The sequence below is a fragment of the Dactylosporangium siamense genome (genome assembly GCF_016862795.1).
Classification (GTDB): domain Bacteria; phylum Actinomycetota; class Actinomycetes; order Mycobacteriales; family Micromonosporaceae; genus Dactylosporangium; species Dactylosporangium siamense.
In genome coordinates, this window is the sequence record NZ_BONQ01000089.1 from 14,079 (window position 1) to 29,822 (window position 15,744).

A 15,744-nucleotide genomic window follows, 5' to 3' on the forward strand; every position below is an offset into this window, starting at 1 on the left:
GTCCGCTTTTGCCCGTCGCGGCGCATACTCGTGATCGACCGGTACCCCATCATCGAGGACTGGATCCATCACGATGAACATGGCCGTGAACAGGCAAAACATCGGCATCATCGGTGCCGGACGGGTCGGCGCGGTGCTCGGCGCCGCGCTCGTGAACGCCGGCCACCGGGTGGTAGCCGCGGTGGGCGTCTCGACCGCCTCCAAGACCCGCGCGGAGCAGCTGCTCCCGGGCGTCGCGCTCCTCCCCGCCGACCAGGTCGCCGCCTCCGCCGACCTCGTGCTGCTGGCGGTCCCCGACGACATGCTCGCCGGCCTGGTCAACGGCCTGGTCGAGACCGGTGCGCTGCGCGCGGGGCAGATCGTTGCGCACACCTCCGGCGCGCACGGCCTGGCCGTGCTCGCGCCCGTCAGCACCGTCGGCGCGCGGCCGCTCGCCCTGCACCCGGCGATGACGTTCACCGGCACCGCGGTGGACCTGGGCCGGCTCGCCGAGGGTGTCTCGTTCGGCGTCACCGCCCCCGACGAGCTGCGGGATCTCGCCGCCTCCCTGGTCGCCGACCTCGGCGGGCAGGTCGAGTGGATCGCCGAGGAGCGCCGGCCGCTGTACCACGCGGCCCTGGCGCACGGCGCCAACCACCTCGCCACGCTCGTCAACGAGGCCCTCGACCGGCTCCGCGACGCCGGCGTCCGGCACCCGGAGCAGGTCCTCGCCCCGCTGCTCGGCGCGGCCCTGGACAACACGCTGCGCCTCGGCGACGCCGCCATCACCGGCCCGGTGTCCCGTGGCGACGCCGGCACGGTCGCCAAGCACCTGCAGGCGCTCAACGAGGTCGCGCCCGAGTCGGTGCCGCCGTACCTGGTGCTCGCCCGGCGCACCGCCGACCGGGTCATCGCCGCCGGCCGGCTGCGCGCGACGGACGCCGAGCCGCTCCTCGACGTGCTGAGCACCGTGCCGGCACCCCGCACCGTGCCAGCAACGGGCACCGTGCCAGCAACGGGAACCGTGCCAGCAACGGGAACCGTGTCGGCACCGCGCAGCACCCGGAGGAAGGCCAAGGGGACAGGGGGCAAGGCATGAACGTCGTCGAGACCCGCGAGCGACTCGCGGCGGCCCGGGCCGTGGCCCGCGGCAGGGTGGCCGTCGTCATGACCATGGGCGCGCTGCACGACGGGCACGTCGAGCTGCTGAGGACCGCTCGCGGCGAGGCCGACACGGTGCTGCTCACGATCTTCGTCAACCCGCTGCAGTTCGCGCCGGGCGAGGACTTCGAGCGCTATCCCCGTACCATGGCCAATGATCTTGAACTGGCCCGCGCAGCGGGGGTGGACATCGCGTTCACGCCTACGCGGGACGTGATGTACCCGCAGGGTGCCCCCGCGGTCCGGGTCGATCCGGGGCCGGCCGGGGAGGAGCTGGAGGGCGCCAGCCGGCCCGGGTTCTTCCACGGCGTGCTGACGGTGGTCAACAAGCTGTTCCAGCTGACCCGCCCGGACGTCGCGTACTTCGGGGAGAAGGACTACCAGCAGCTCGGCATGATCCGGGCGATGGTCCGCGACTTCGACCTGCCGATCGAGGTCCGGGGCGTGCCGACCGTGCGGGAGCCCGACGGCCTCGCGCTGTCCAGCCGCAACCGGTACCTCGCCCCGGCCGAGCGCAGGGCCGCCCTGGTGCTGTCCCGGGCCCTTCGCGCGGCAGCGAACGCGCAGGCAGACCCGGTCGCGACCGGCATCGCCGAGTTCGCCACCGAGCCTGAGGTCAAGCTCGACTACTTCGTGCTCACCGACCCCATGCTCGGCCCGGCGCCCGCGCACGGCCCGGCCCGGCTGCTGACCGCGGCCTGGGTCGGCGGCACCCGGCTCATCGACAACATCGAGGTCCAGCTCCCGTGATCCGCACCATGCTCAAGTCGAAGATCCACCGGGCCACGGTCACCCAGGCCGACCTGCACTACGTCGGGTCGGTCACCGTCGACGAGGACCTCATGGAGGCCGCGGACCTGCTCGCCGGCGAGCAGGTCGCGATCGTCGACGTGACCAATGGCGCCCGGCTGGAGACCTACGTGATCGCCGGGCCGCGCGGCAGCGGGGTCATCGGGATCAACGGTGCCGCCGCGCATCTGGTGCACCCGGGCGACCTGGTCATCCTGATCTCCTACGCGCAGCTCGACGACGCCACCGCCAGGACGTACGCACCGCGGATCGTCCACGTCGACGCCACGAACCGAATCATCGAGCTCGGTCACGATCCAGCGGACGCCATACCGGGTATGGTGGGCGAGCCCATGAGGGGAGACCTTCTCCGGGCATAAGCCCCTGGGGAGGTGCGGTGCGGCGCGCGGTCGTGCTGGTCGTCGCGGCGATGACGCTGCTCGGCGGCTGCACGCGGCCATCACCGCCCCCGGGCGTCGACGGTGACCTGGTCAACGGCTGGCCGATGCTGCCCGCCGCGATGCTCACCGAGCCGGTCGCACCGGCCTGCTATCAGCTGCCCGGTGGCACCGCCAGCGCCGACGTCACCAGCTGGCCGGCGCCGGTGGCCTGCACCGAGCCGCACGAGGTCGAGCTGATCTCGGTCGGGCGGTTCACCGGTGCCGACGCCGAGCGGGCCACCCCACCGATCGCGGGCGGTCCGGCGATGCGCGGGGCGTACGCCCGCTGCGCCGCGGACGCGAAGGCCCTGCTCGGGGCGGACTGGCGAGCCGGGCGGGTGTCACTGAGCGTGGACGTGCCGAGCCCGGTGCTGTGGGACGCCGGGGCCCGCTGGTTCCGCTGCGACCTGCAGGCGTTGCAGGACATCGACCGGTTCAGCATCGCGACCCGGACGGTCTCGCTGCGCGGCGCCCTGCGCCCCGACGGCGGGGAGCTGCTGATCGGCTGCGTGAAGATCACCTCGAAGGAGGGCGGCGCCGCCGGCAGCATCGACCGGATCTTCCCGGCCTCGTGCACCACGCCGCACGAGGGCGAGTTCGCCGGCATCTACGAGCCGCCGGACGGTGAGTACCCGGCCGACAACGACGCCCGCAGCAACGCGATCTTCGCCGGTTGCCGGCCGGTCGTGGCCGGGTTCGTCGCCGTGCCCGACGACGCGAACTTCCAGTCGCGTACCGGTCTGGTCACGATGCCCTACGACAAGACCGCCTGGGAGCTGGGCAATCGGGGCGTGCGGTGCTTCGTGTGGCCACCGAAGCCGGTGAAGGTGTCCTTGCGCGGTGCGGGTACAAAAGGACTACCGATAACCATCGCTTAGCTGGTTGCCAACCACATTGATCATTGGCACACTGCACCCGCGCTGTGTGCGCCGGGGGAGGGGTTAGATCATGGTGCGTTTCCGACGGCTCGTGCTGGCTGTGGCGCCGGTTGCCGCGGTCGTGATGCTGGCCGGTTGCACGACGCCGGCGGGGGTGGACAAGAACCTGACCGACGAGTGGACCATGCTGGCCGCGCCGAAGGTCCCGTTGCCGCCGGTCGGAGCGTGCTACGACACCACCGTGCCGTACTTCGAGACGGACAGCATCACGATCTTCTCCTTCAAGCCGGTCTCCAAGTGCGACGGCGCGCACATCAGTGAGACGTTCTACGTCGGCGAGCTCACCGGCACCGCGGCCAGCGCCACGTCGCCGCCGAAGGGCGCCGACCTGAAGGACGCCTGGGCCAAGTGCAGCACCGAGGCGCAGACCTTCCTCGGCGGTGACTACCACGACGGGCGCCTCGAGCTGATCGTGCTGCCGCCGTCCTCGGCGCAGTGGTCCGGCGGCGGGCGCTACTTCCGCTGCGACCTCGCCGAGGTGCAGAGCGACGCCGGCAAGCCGGTCAGCCGCACCAGCAGCCTCAAGAACGGCCTCACCGGCGACAAGCCGGTCGCGCTGACCTGCGCGCAGGAGACCTACGAGGCCGACGGCAAGACGTGGGAGGACTACGAGCCGAAGGCGTGCACGACGACGCACAACATGGAGTACGTCGGCACGTACACCGCCGGCGAGCGGGCCTTCCCGAAGACCGCCGACGAGCGTCGCGCCGCGATGCGCACCGGCTGCGAGGCCCTCGGCGCCAAGTACCTCGGCATGGCGCAGTCGACCCTGGACAACCACCAGGAGGTCGGTATCGGCTTCTGGATGGTCGACGAGGAGAACTGGCTGCGCGGCAACCGCGCCGCCCGCTGCTACGCGATGCTCTACGACAAGAAGAGCGTGGTCCGGTCCCTGAAGGGCGTCGGCACCGGCAAGATTTGATCCCTTCTGACACACTGGCACCGCTTTGCGTTCGCTCCACGTGAACGCGAAGCGGTGCCGTTGTCATAGGGAGGCTCGGGATGAAGCGCTGGTCCATGACGCTGGTGCTGTCCCTGACGCTGGTGACGGTGGCCGCCTGTGGCAACCCCGCGGGCACCGACGGCGACCTCTTCAACGGCTGGACCGCCCTGGCCGCGCCGAGCGTGCCGAAGCCCGCCGCCGGGGAGTGCTGGACCTTCACCGGCACGGCCGAGAAGCTCACCGTCGGACCCGGCCTGGTCGAGGTCGACTGCGGCACGTCGCACGCCAGCGAGACGATCCACGTCGGTGAGTTCTCCGGCACCCTCGCACAGGGGTCCAAGGTGCCCGAGGGCGCCGATCTCACCGACGCCTTCGCCACCTGCCTCACCGAGGCCAATACGTTCCTCGGCAGCGACTGGCACGACGGCCGACTGACGCTGCGGGTCCTGCCGCCGTCGGAGAAGCAGTGGACGGGCCAGGCCCGCTACTTCCGGTGCGACCTGATCGAGGTCTCCGACGACACGGGGACCATCGCGGCCCGCACGACCAGCCTCAAGGACACGCTGCGCGGCAGCCGGCCGATCCAGATCGGTTGCGTCAAGGTCGAGACCACCAGCGGTGGCGGCATCGAGGACTTCATCCCGACCAAGTGCGAGACCCTGCACAACGGTGAATACGCCGGCACGTTCTACTCGCCCGACGCGCGGCCCTACCCGAGCGACGGCAACGCCCGCCGGGCCCTGATCCAGCCCGCCTGCAAGACGATCGTGGCGAAGTTCCTCGGCCTCACCGACGCCCAGTTCGCCGAGAACAAGCAGATCTCGTTCGCCTGGTCGACGGCGACGCCGACCCGGTGGTCCTATGGCGACCGCAGTGCCCGCTGCTACCTGATGCTGGAAGGCACCCTCTCGGTGAGCCGGTCGCTGCAGGGCAACGGCAACCAACCGGTCTGAGATGGGTGACGTTACCGGCCGGTAATGGCACACTGCTTCCTCATGAAGCGGGTCCTCCTGATCGTCGTCGTGCTCGCCCTCATCGGGGGCGGCGCGTACTGGCTGCTGCGCGACACCTCGCGGAAGATCCCGCACACCCCGCCGGCCGCCGCGCCGCAGGTCGGCTCCTGCTGGAAGGTCGACGCGGCGGGCGCCAAGGCCGCGTTCCCGTGGCCCGGCGGCGCCGTGGACTGCGCCGCCGCGCACACCACCGAGGTGTTCCACGTCGGCCAGGTCGGCGACGACCTGCTGCACCGCCTCGACTCGGCCACCGGCGAGGACGTCAAGCTCACCCAGAACCTGGTGTACGCCCAGGCCCGCCGGGCGTGCGTCGTGCAGGGCACCGCGTTCCTCGGCGGCAACTGGCACGAGTCGAAGGTGCAGATCCTCGCGTCGTGGGTCGCCCCGGCCGCCGACGGCTTCTTCGCCTGCGCGGTCGCCGCGGTCACCGGGCCGGCGGGCGACGAGTTCGCCACCCGCGAGGGCAGCCTGTCCAAGGCCGGGCCGTCGCTGCCGATCGGGTGCATCTCGGCACTGAAGTACGTCGACTGCACCGCCCCGCACGACGGCGAGTACTCCGGCAGCTACTCGATCGCGCCGATGGACGCCCCGTTCGACGAGACCGCGGTCCGCAACGCGTCGACCAAGGGCTGCACGGGTGTCGGATTGCGATACCTGGGCCTGTCCGAGACCGCGGACCGGTCCGACCTGTCCGCGGCCGCCGTCGGGCCGAAGAACGGCTCCGACTGGCTGGGCAGCGACCAGACCTTCGCCTGTTACCTGGTGAGCTCGCGCCCGTTGAAGGCGTCGATCGCCAAGATCGGCACTGGTCCGCTGCCGTTCGCGTGATCCTCGGCACGGCGCGCGATGTCCTTTTGTCATGTTGACTGGAGTGATGGAGCTGCCCGCACTGCCGCGCCAACTCGCCGGGCCCCAGCCGGGCTGGGCCGAGCCGACCGATGTCGTCGTGATCGGCTCCGGCGTCGCCGGGCTGACCGCCGCACTGCACCTGCGCGAGGCCGGCCTGCACGTCACCGTCGTCACCAAGGTCAACATCGATGACGGCTCGACCCGCTGGGCCCAGGGCGGCATCGCAGCGGTCCTCGACCCGCTCGACACGCCCGAGGCGCACGCGCAGGACACGCTCGTCGCCGGCGTCGGCCTGTGCGACGCGGCCGCCGTCGACGTCCTGGTCCGTGAGGGCCCGACCCGGGTCCGCGAGCTGATCCGCTGGGGCGCGGAGTTCGACCGCAACAACGACGGCTCGCTCATGCTCACCCGCGAGGGCGGCCACCACGCCAACCGGATCATCCACGCCGGCGGCGACGCGACCGGCGCCGAGGTCCAGCGGGCCCTGCACGCCGCCGTCCACCGCGACCCGTGGATCCGCCTCATCGAGCACGCCCTGGTCCTCGACCTGCTCACCGACGCGGCCGGCCGGGCCTGCGGGGTCACCCTGCACGTCCTCGGCGAAGGCGCGGAGGACGGCGTCGGCGCGGTCCTCGCGCGGGCGGTCGTCCTGGCCACCGGCGGCATGGGCCAGATCTACTCCGCCACGACCAACCCGGTCGTCTCCACCGGCGACGGCGTCGCTCTCGCCCTGCGGGCCGGGGCCGCCGTCACCGACATCGAGTTCGTCCAGTTCCACCCCACCGCGCTCGCCCTCAACAACCGCGACTCCCAGCAGCCGCTGGTCAGCGAGGCACTGCGGGGAGAGGGCGCCTACCTGCGCGACGGCGACGGCAACCGCTTCATGGTCGGCCGCCACGAGCTCGCCGAGCTCGCCCCCCGCGACGTCGTGGCCAAGGGCATCTACCGGGTCATGCGCGCCGAGGGCACCAGCAACGTCTGGCTCGACGCCCGCCACCTGGGCCGCGAGTTCCTCGAGGGCCGCTTCCCGACCATCGTCGCCTCCTGCCGCGCGGCCGGCGTCGACCCGGCGGCGGACCTCATCCCCGTCTCCCCGGCGGCCCACTACGCCTCCGGTGGCGTCCGGACCGACCTGCGGGGCCGCACCTCGATCCCGGGCCTCTACGCGTGCGGTGAGGTGGCGTGCACGGGTGTGCACGGCGCCAACCGGCTCGCCTCCAACTCCCTGCTGGAGGGGCTCGTCTTCTCCCGCCGGATCGCCGAGGACATCGCCCGCGACCTGCCCGCCCAGACCGACCCGGTGACCGGCTCGTCCGCGACCTGGTCCGCCGATCCGGCGCTGCGCGCGCCGCTGCAGGCCGCCATGTCCGCGCACGCGTCGGTGCTGCGCAGCGCCGAGTCGCTCGACCAGGCCGCGCAGGCGCTCACCAAGCTCGCCCTCGACCGCTCCGCCCCCGGCCTTGCCAGCTGGGAGGCGACCAACCTGCTCACCGTCGCCACCGCCCTGGTCGGCGCCGCCGACCTGCGTCAGGAGACCCGCGGCTGCCACTGGCGCGAGGACTTCCCGGACGCCAGCGACGTGTTCCGTGGCCATTTCCTGGCCGGCCTGTCCGAGACCGGCACCCTGACCGAGACGTGGGAGGACGCGTGACGCCCGAGACCGAGGCTTCGCTGCGGAAGGTCGGGCTCGACCCGGTCGCCGTCGCCGAGATCGTCGAACGCACCCTGACCGAGGACCTCGGCCCGGACCGCCTCGACGTCACGAGCGTGGCCACCATCCCCGACACGCAGATCGACGCCGCCGAGCTCGTCGCCCGGGCCCCCGGCGTGGTGGCCGGCCTGGCCGTCGCCGCCGCCGTCTTCGAGGCCGTCTCACCCGACGTCGAGGTGTCCACCCACGCCGTCGACGGCTCGTACGTCGTGCGCGGCACGGTCCTCGCCACCATCACCGGGCCGACCCGCTTCCTGCTGACCGCCGAGCGCTCCGCCCTGAACCTGCTGTGCCGCATGTCCGGCGTCGCCACCCACACCCGCCAGTGGGCCGACCTCCTCGACGGCACCCACGCCCTGGTCCTGGACACCCGCAAGACCACGCCGGGCCTGCGCATCCTGGAGAAGTACGCGGTCCGCGCCGGCGGCGGCACCAACAAGCGCATGGGCCTCTACGACGTCGCCATGATCAAGGACAACCACAAGCTGGCGGCCGGCGGCATCTCGGCCGCGTATGCCAGGGTCCGCTCGGCCTTCCCCGACGTCCCGGTCCAGGTCGAGGTCACCACGGTCGGCGAGGCCGTCGAGGCGGTCACCGCCGGCGCGACGTTCCTGCTGCTGGACAACATGTCGCCGGACCTGCTGCGCGAGGTGGTGGCCGCGGTCGGCGGGCGGGCCGAGCTGGAGGCCACCGGCGGCCTGACCCTGGAGTCCGCCGCCGAGTACGCCGCCACCGGCGTCGACTACCTCTCGGTCGGCGCCCTGACGCACTCGTCGCCGATCCTCGACATCGCCATGGACCTGCGCACCCACTGACCCGTTGCCGTGATCCGGAAGGCGTTGTGCACCCAGGAGTGCGCACGGTCTTCCGGATCACGGGTAGATGACCAGGCTCACCCCGACACTGGCGGGACTTTCGTTAGGCTCACCGCGTGCTGCTGTGCATCGACATCGGAAACACCAACACGGTGCTCGCCACGTTCGAGGGCGAGAAGCTGGTCCACTCGTGGCGGATCAAGACCGACTCGCGCGCGACCGCGGACGAGCTCGGCCTGCTCTACCGGGGCCTGCTCGCCACCGACGCCGTGTCGCTGACGGGCATCGCGGCGTGCTCGACCGTGCCGGCGGCGCTGCGGTCACTTCGGACGATGCTGCAGCGGTACTACCCGGGCGTGCCGACGGTGATCGTCGAGCCGGGCGTGCGCACGGGCGTACAACTGGCGATCGACAATCCCAAAGAGGTCGGGACGGACCGGGTCGCCAACACCTTGGCCGCTTTCACGCTCTTCGGCGGACCGTCCATCGTGGTGGACTTCGGCACGTCCACGAACTTCGACGTGGTGTCGGCCCGGGGGGAGTTCCTCGGCGGCGTGCTCGCGCCCGGCATCGAGATCTCCGTCGACGCGCTCGCCGCCCGGGCCGCCCAGCTGCGCAAGGTCGAGCTGGTCAAGCCGCCGCGGGTGATCGGCAAGAACACCGTGGAATGCCTGCAGTCCGGCGTGGTGTACGGGTTTGCCGGGCAGGTCGACGGGATCGTGCGCGGGGTTTCCGCGGAGCTGGGCGGCACTGTGAAGGCGGTCGTCGCGACCGGTGGCCTGGCCCCGATCGTGATCGGCGAGTGCGCCACGGTCACCCACCACGAGCCGATGCTGACCCTGATCGGGCTGCGACTGATCTTCGACCGGAACCGCGGTTAGCGTTTTCCGCTGGTGTACGCGTAGGTCACGTACGGCAGTTCGAACTCCTCGCCGAGCGGGCCGAGCAGCTCGTGCAGCTGCTGCTCCAGGCGCTGGCGAGCCTCCGGGCCGGCGAGGAGGTAATAGGAGCGGGACCTGGCCAGCTCCAGGAACGACGCGGTCGTGTGCGTGGCGCTCCACTCGAACGTCTTCAGCGTCACCGGACCGAACCGTGGGCCGAAGGTGGTGACCTTCGTTTCGTCGAACGCGTCGCGCTCGCGGGCGCCGTCGAAGAAGGTGGAGGACTTCGCGACCCACGGGACGCGTGCGTCGCGGATGTTCCAGATGGGGACAAAACGCCCGCCAGGGCGGAGGACGCGGGCGATCTCGGTGTGCGCGGGCTCACCGTAGAACCAGTGGTAGGACTGGCCGGCGGTGACGACGTCGACGCTGGCGTCGGGCAGGGGGATGTGGGTGGCGCTGCCCTTGCGGGCCTCTCCGGGGATCCTGGCCCGCATCTTGTCGTCCGGCTCCACGGCGATCACGTGGTGGCCCAGGTCAGCGAGCTGGCGGGTGAGGATGCCGGTGCCCGCACCGAGGTCGACTATGTCCGACTTTTCGGGCATCGCCCAGTCGAGCGCCTCGCGGGGATAGCGGGGGCGGGCCCGGTCGTACAGGTCCGCGACGGCGCCGAACGAGGAAGCGTGAGCTGCGAAATCCACGTCGCCAAAAGTACCGAACGTGTTGTTGAGTAGGCTCGACGTCATTCGTGGAATTCTCGTAGAGGGATTGTGTGCCGCTGTGAAGGACCAGCCAGCCGTTGACCAGGAACTCGATCTCCCCGAGCAGATGAAGATCCGCCGGGAGAAGCGTGCCCGGCTGCTGGACGAGGGCAAGCAGCCCTACCCGGTCGGGTTCGAGCGGTCCGCGACGATCGCGGAGATCCGGGCCCGCTATGGCGAGCTGCCGACCGACACGGCCTCCGGCGAGCAGGCGGCCGTGGCCGGCCGGGTCATCTTCATCCGCAACACGGGCAAGCTCGCCTTCGCCACCCTGCGCGCCGGCGACGGCACGGAGCTGCAGGCCATGCTGTCCCTGGACAAGGTCGGCGCGGAGGCCCTGGAGGACTGGAAGCGCCTGGTCGACCTCGGCGACCACGTCGGCGTCCGCGGCGAGGTGATCACCAGCCGCCGCGGCGAGCTGTCCATTCTCGCCGACGCGTGGCAGATGACGGCGAAGGCGTTGCGCCCGCTGCCGGTCGCGCACAAGCCGATGGGCGAGGAGGCCCGGGTCCGGCAGCGGTATGTCGACCTGGTGGTGCGCCCGCAGGCCCGGGAAACCGTGCGCACCAGGGCGACCGTGGTGCGCAGTCTTCGTAACTCGTTGCACGACCTCGATTACCTCGAGGTGGAAACCCCCATGTTGCAGTTGCTGCATGGTGGTGCAGCCGCCCGGCCATTCGTCACGCATAGCAATGCGCTCGACACGGATTTGTATCTGCGTATCGCGCCGGAGCTTTTCTTGAAGCGGTGCGTCGTCGGCGGCATCGAGCGGGTCTTCGAGATCAACCGCAACTTCCGCAATGAGGGCATCGACTCGTCCCACTCGCCGGAGTTCGCGATGCTGGAGGCATACCAGGCGTATGCCGACTACAACGACATGGCCGACCTTACCCGGCAGCTGGTCCAGGACGCAGCCGTTGCGCTCACCGGAACGCACGTCGTGCGTTATGCCGACGGCAGCGAGTTCGACCTGGGCGGGCAGTGGCGCCGGGTGACGCTTTACGGCGTGCTTTCCGAGGCGCTGGGTTCCGACGTCACGGTCGAAACCCCGCACGCGCGCCTGGTGGAGCTGGCGGCGAAGCACGACGTCTCGGTCGACCCGAAGTGGGGCCCGGGAAAGCTCGCCGAGGAGCTCTTCGAGGCGCTCGTCGTGCCGGGGCTGGTCGCGCCGACGTTCGTCTTCGACTATCCGGAGGAGACCTCGCCGCTGACCAGGGCGCATCGCGTGACGCCGCGGCTGACCGAGAAGTGGGATCTGTACGTGCAGGGCTTCGAGCTCGGCACGGCCTACTCCGAACTGGTCGACCCGGTTGTCCAACGCGAACGTTTGGTTGCCCAGTCGCTACTCGCCGCGAAGGGAGATCCCGACGCGATGCAACTGGATGAAGACTATCTGCGTGCGATGGAGTACGGAATGCCACCGATGGGCGGGATGGGCATGGGAATCGATCGCCTTCTCATGGCTCTCACCGGGCTCGGCATTCGGGAAACGATCCTGTTTCCGCTGGTGCGGCCGGAGTAGTTTCGGCGTACCGTTGACGAGGTAGTCCCTGATTGCGTTATCTTTGCATTCGCACAACGCGGGGCGGACTTCCTCGAAGGGAATACCACAGTGGCCAAGCGGACCATCCACGTGCTGGTCGACGACATCGACGGCGGGGACGCCGACGAGACCGTGAAGTTCGCGCTCGACGGCGTTCAGTATGAGATCGATCTCTCGAAGAAGAACGCGTCGAAGCTGCGTGACGCGTTCGGGCCGTTCCTCGGTGCGGCCACGAAGGTCGGCCGGGGCGGCGTCGTGGTCGGAGGGCGTGCCGCCAGTGCGCGTGGACGCGGTGGAGCCGCCGCGGACCGCGAGCAGAACAAGGCGATTCGGGAATGGGCTCAGAACAAGGGCATCAAGGTCTCCGACCGGGGTCGCATCAAGCAGGAAATCGTGGACCGTTACAACGCCGAAGCGGGCCGTTAGCGATCGTTGACCGTTTTCTGCCTGAGCGGTCGTTTTGGGGTTCTTTTGGCAGCGTGCGCCCACCGTAGTCAACTAGCTACGGTGGGTGACTTGCATCCAGCGTCGATTTCGCTCTTGGCGTACGGGCGGGCCCGCTGGAACAAGGCGGCGGATGCTCGCGTTGGGCAAAACGCCGGGTACACGCGTTCCCGGCGGGTAAGCAAGTACCACACGACGACTGCGACACGGTCCGATGGTGGGGTGCGGCAATGGCGCACACCCGCAATGTGTCGGCCTACGGCGATAGAGTGATGGCACGGTCACGTTGGCGTCCGACAGAGCTTCGGCGTGGCGACCCCCCGAGGGGGGTTCCGCGGCAGGGGCGGCGGCGACGGACACGGCACGTGAAGGAGCAGGGATGTTCGAGCGGTTCACCGACCGAGCACGACGGGTTGTCGTCCTGGCGCAGGAAGAAGCCCGGATGCTCAACCACAACTACATCGGCACCGAGCACATCCTGCTCGGCCTCATCCACGAGGGTGAGGGCGTGGCGGCCAAGGCGCTTGAGAGCCTCGGCATCTCGCTGGAGGGTGTCCGCCAGCAGGTCGAGGAGATCATCGGCCAGGGGCAGCAGGCGCCGAGCGGGCACATCCCGTTCACGCCACGCGCCAAAAAGGTGCTGGAGCTGTCCCTGCGCGAGGCGCTGCAGCTCGGGCACAACTACATCGGCACGGAGCACATCCTGCTGGGTCTGATCCGCGAGGGTGAGGGCGTCGCCGCCCAGGTCCTCGTGAAGCTCGGCGCCGACCTCAACCGGGTCCGCCAGCAGGTCATCCAGCTGCTCTCCGGCTACCAGGGCAAAGAGCCGGCTGCCGCCGGCACCGGCGCCCCCGGCGAGGCCGCTCCGTCGACCAGCCTGGTGCTCGACCAGTTCGGTCGAAACCTCACCCAGGCCGCCCGCGAAGGCAAACTCGACCCGGTCATCGGGCGCGAGAAGGAAATCGAGCGGGTCATGCAGGTCCTGTCCCGCCGCACCAAGAACAACCCGGTGCTCATCGGCGAGCCCGGTGTCGGCAAGACCGCCGTGGTCGAGGGCCTGTCCCAGCGGATCATCAAGGGCGAGGTGCCCGAGACGCTCAAGGACAAGCAGCTCTACACGCTCGACCTCGGTGCGCTCGTCGCCGGCTCCCGCTACCGCGGTGACTTCGAGGAGCGCCTGAAGAAGGTCCTCAAGGAGATCCGCACCCGCGGCGACATCATCCTGTTCATCGACGAGATCCACACCCTCGTCGGTGCCGGTGCCGCTGAGGGCGCGATCGACGCCGCGTCCATCCTCAAGCCGATGCTGGCCCGTGGTGAGCTGCAGACCATCGGTGCGACCACCCTCGACGAATACCGCAAGCACCTCGAGAAGGACGCCGCGCTCGAGCGCCGCTTCCAGCCGATCCAGGTGGGTGAGCCGTCGCTGGCGCACACCATCGAGATCCTCAAGGGCCTGCGCGACCGTTACGAGGCGCACCACCGGGTGACGATCACCGACGCCGCCCTGGTCGCCGCCGCCACCCTGGCCGACCGCTACATCTCCGACCGCTTCCTGCCGGACAAGGCGATCGACCTGATCGACGAGGCCGGCGCGCGGATGCGCATCCGCCGGATGACCGCGCCGCCAGACCTGCGTGACTTCGACGAGCGCATCGCACAGGTGCGCCGCGACAAGGAGTCCGCGATCGACGCACAGGACTTCGAGCGTGCCGCGCAGCTGCGCGACAAGGAGAAGCAGCTGCTCGGTCAGAAGGCGCAGCGCGAGAAGGAGTGGAAGGCCGGCGACCTGGACGTCGTGTCCGAGGTCGACGACGAGCAGATCGCCGAGGTCCTGGCGAACTGGACCGGCATCCCGGTCTACAAGCTGACCGAGGAGGAGACCGCACGGCTCCTGCGCATGGAGGACGAGCTGCACAAGCGCCTCGTCGGCCAGGACGACGCGGTCAAGGCGGTCTCGAAGGCCATCCGGCGCACCCGGGCCGGCCTGAAGGACCCGAAGCGCCCCTCCGGCTCGTTCATCTTCGCCGGCCCGTCCGGCGTCGGGAAGACGGAGCTGTCCAAGGCGCTCGCCGAGTTCCTCTTCGGCTCCGAGGACGCGCTGATCCAGCTCGACATGTCCGAGTTCCACGACCGCTACACGGTGTCCCGCCTCGTCGGTGCGCCCCCCGGATACGTCGGTTACGACGAGGGTGGCCAGCTGACCGAGAAGGTCCGCCGGCGGCCGTTCTCGGTGGTCCTCTTCGACGAGATCGAGAAGGCCCACCCGGACGTGTTCAACACGCTCCTGCAGATCCTCGAAGACGGCCGTCTCACCGACGGTCAGGGCCGCATCGTGGACTTCAAGAACACGGTGATCATCCTGACCACCAACCTGGGCACCCGCGACGTGGCCAAGGCCGTGTCCCTGGGCTTCCAGGCGTCGGAGGACAACGAGTCCAACTACGAGCGGATGAAGCAGAAGGTCAACGACGAGCTGAAGCAGCACTTCCGCCCGGAGTTCCTCAACCGCATCGACGACACGATCGTCTTCCACCAGCTCCAGCAGGACCAGATCCTGGGCATCGTCGACCTGATGATCGCCCGCATCGAGGGCCAGCTCCGCAACAAGGACATGGGCCTCGAGCTGACCGACAACGCCAAGAAGTTCCTGGCCAACAAGGGCTATGACCCGGTGCTGGGCGCGCGGCCGCTGCGCCGCACGATCCAGCGGGAGATCGAGGACGCGCTCTCCGAGCGCATCCTGTTCAACGAGCTTCGCCCGGGCCAGATCGTGGTCATCGACTGCGAGGGCGACCCCGCCCAGTTCGAGAAGGCCAAGCTGGTCTTCAGCGGCGCCGACCGCCCGGGCGACGTCCCGGACGGCGTGCCCGCCGAGCTGACCAAGGGCGGCTCCGCCGAGGAGTCAGCCGCCTAAGGCCCCAGCACCACAGGAAAGGCCCCCGACCGTTTCACCGGCCGGGGGCCTTTCCCTTTATCTCAGCCCCGTTCCCTTGCGGGTGCTCTCTACCCGTTCTGCTCGGCTCAAATCCGGGGTCCCACCCCGTTTCCGCCGGTTTCCAATCGGGGGGCCACCCCGTTTCGGCGTCCGTTTCCTGTCGGGGCCAACTCCCGTTTCCTTGGCCCGCTCGTCACCGGTTTCCGTGGCCCGCTCGTCACCCGTTTCCGTGGACCCGTCACTGTCGCTTTCCTCGGGCCCGCTAGTGCCGCGTTTGGGTCTGACGAAAGACCGCACGCTTCTTCACCCGTTCCGGCCCGGTGCACCCGCTTCTTCGCCTGTTTCCTGGCGATTTCGGCATGACCGTCGGTCTTTGCCTTGGTCGATACTCCGCCGAGTGCTCTCGCGGTTCCTGCTCGGTGGCCGGCGTGATGATTCGCCCGGCAGGTTCGGTGGCGTGGCTGGCGCGGTGGCGTGCCTGGCGCGGTGGCGTGCCCGGGTCGGTGGCGTGCCTGGCGCGGTGGCGTGCTCGGGTCGGT

General features: G+C 70.0%; 14 protein-coding genes. 13 read left to right on the plus strand and 1 reads right to left on the minus strand.

All coding sequences use genetic code 11. The features are described 5' to 3' along the window. Positions 1 to 79: 79 nt before the first annotated feature. The 10 genes from Dsi01nite_RS29590 (at position 80) to Dsi01nite_RS29635 (ending at position 9,519) form a co-directional block, all read left to right on the plus strand. A complete protein-coding gene (locus tag Dsi01nite_RS29590; protein ID WP_373318869.1) occupies positions 80 to 1,078 on the plus strand; it encodes a Rossmann-like and DUF2520 domain-containing protein in 999 nt (332 codons plus the stop codon). Further along, entirely contained in the window at positions 1,075 to 1,890 is an 816-nt protein-coding gene (gene panC / locus Dsi01nite_RS29595; RefSeq protein WP_203849576.1) for a pantoate--beta-alanine ligase, read from the plus strand. The genes Dsi01nite_RS29590 and panC overlap by 4 nt, the downstream gene beginning before the upstream one ends. Continuing rightward, positions 1,887 to 2,309: an aspartate 1-decarboxylase gene (panD, locus tag Dsi01nite_RS29600; protein ID WP_203849577.1), complete on the plus strand. Its 423-nt coding sequence runs from the start codon at positions 1,887 to 1,889 to the stop codon at positions 2,307 to 2,309. The genes panC and panD overlap by 4 nt, the downstream gene beginning before the upstream one ends. A gap of 17 nt (positions 2,310 to 2,326) precedes the next feature. Beyond that, entirely contained in the window at positions 2,327 to 3,247 is a 921-nt protein-coding gene (locus Dsi01nite_RS29605; protein WP_203849578.1) for a septum formation family protein, read from the plus strand. Between the two features lie 70 nt (positions 3,248 to 3,317). Next, the gene (locus Dsi01nite_RS29610) at positions 3,318 to 4,229 is read left to right on the plus strand and encodes a septum formation family protein (protein ID WP_203849579.1); all 912 of its coding nucleotides are present in this window, start codon (positions 3,318 to 3,320) and stop codon (positions 4,227 to 4,229) included. 80 nt (positions 4,230 to 4,309) lie between these two features. Beyond that, complete coding sequence (locus Dsi01nite_RS29615; RefSeq protein ID WP_203849580.1) at positions 4,310 to 5,203, plus strand: septum formation family protein; 894 nt, start codon at positions 4,310 to 4,312, stop codon at positions 5,201 to 5,203. A gap of 42 nt (positions 5,204 to 5,245) precedes the next feature. Then, entirely contained in the window at positions 5,246 to 6,091 is an 846-nt protein-coding gene (locus Dsi01nite_RS29620) for a septum formation family protein (protein WP_203849581.1), read from the plus strand. A gap of 31 nt (positions 6,092 to 6,122) precedes the next feature. Then, a complete protein-coding gene (locus Dsi01nite_RS29625) occupies positions 6,123 to 7,763 on the plus strand; it encodes an L-aspartate oxidase (protein WP_203849582.1) in 1,641 nt (546 codons plus the stop codon). Further along, positions 7,760 to 8,638 (plus strand): carboxylating nicotinate-nucleotide diphosphorylase, encoded by an 879-nt coding sequence (gene nadC, locus Dsi01nite_RS29630; protein ID WP_203849583.1) that lies wholly within the window; start codon positions 7,760 to 7,762, stop codon positions 8,636 to 8,638. The genes Dsi01nite_RS29625 and nadC overlap by 4 nt, the downstream gene beginning before the upstream one ends. 116 nt (positions 8,639 to 8,754) lie before the next feature. After that, positions 8,755 to 9,519 carry a type III pantothenate kinase gene (locus Dsi01nite_RS29635; protein ID WP_203849584.1) on the plus strand — a complete coding sequence of 255 codons (765 nt, stop codon included), beginning with the start codon at positions 8,755 to 8,757 and terminating at the stop codon, positions 9,517 to 9,519. Here the strand turns inward: Dsi01nite_RS29635 and Dsi01nite_RS29640 are convergent. Continuing rightward, positions 9,516 to 10,220 (minus strand): class I SAM-dependent methyltransferase, encoded by a 705-nt coding sequence (locus tag Dsi01nite_RS29640; RefSeq protein ID WP_203849585.1) that lies wholly within the window; start codon positions 10,218 to 10,220, stop codon positions 9,516 to 9,518. The genes Dsi01nite_RS29635 and Dsi01nite_RS29640 overlap by 4 nt on opposite strands. A 127-nt stretch (positions 10,221 to 10,347) precedes the next feature. On the opposite strand from Dsi01nite_RS29640, the gene lysS reads away from it, so the two are divergent. From lysS to Dsi01nite_RS29655, 3 genes are all read left to right on the plus strand, one after another. Next, positions 10,348 to 11,802 (plus strand): lysine--tRNA ligase, encoded by a 1,455-nt coding sequence (gene lysS, locus Dsi01nite_RS29645; RefSeq protein WP_203849590.1) that lies wholly within the window; start codon positions 10,348 to 10,350, stop codon positions 11,800 to 11,802. A 90-nt stretch (positions 11,803 to 11,892) separates the two neighbouring features. Beyond that, the gene (locus tag Dsi01nite_RS29650) at positions 11,893 to 12,249 is read left to right on the plus strand and encodes a histone-like nucleoid-structuring protein Lsr2 (RefSeq protein ID WP_203849586.1); all 357 of its coding nucleotides are present in this window, start codon (positions 11,893 to 11,895) and stop codon (positions 12,247 to 12,249) included. Between the two features lie 397 nt (positions 12,250 to 12,646). Further along, a complete protein-coding gene (locus Dsi01nite_RS29655; RefSeq protein ID WP_203849587.1) occupies positions 12,647 to 15,184 on the plus strand; it encodes an ATP-dependent Clp protease ATP-binding subunit in 2,538 nt (845 codons plus the stop codon). The last annotated feature ends 560 nt before the right edge of the window (positions 15,185 to 15,744 follow it).